Below are 229 nucleotides of genomic sequence, written 5' to 3'. Positions count from 1 at the left end.
CAGTCGAATCCGGTTTCGATCAAAATTGTTGAGCAATTGGGCGCGAACACATATAACGTACCGACAGACCTAACTCTTGCCCGCCTTGCTGCGATTCGACAAGCAGTAGATATTCCGATTGATATTTATGTAGAAGTTCCAGATGATATAGGCGGCTTTATCCGCCACTATGAGATTCCAGAAATTATTCGTGTGGCCGCTCCGGTTTATATTAAATTTGGCCTCAGAA

Annotated in this window: 1 pseudogene; it reads left to right on the top strand. The window is 44.1% G+C overall.

Going from position 1 to position 229, the window contains the following annotated elements:
* Window positions 1–229, top strand: a pseudogene (locus LKX83_RS33050) (U32 family peptidase); the annotation flags it as partial.

It is taken from the genome of Cohnella baijiui (assembly GCF_020731285.1).
Taxonomy (GTDB): Bacteria; Bacillota; Bacilli; order Paenibacillales; family Paenibacillaceae; genus Cohnella.
Note: the sequence above shows the minus strand (reverse complement) of the source record. Positions and strands in the feature narration are given on the sequence as shown.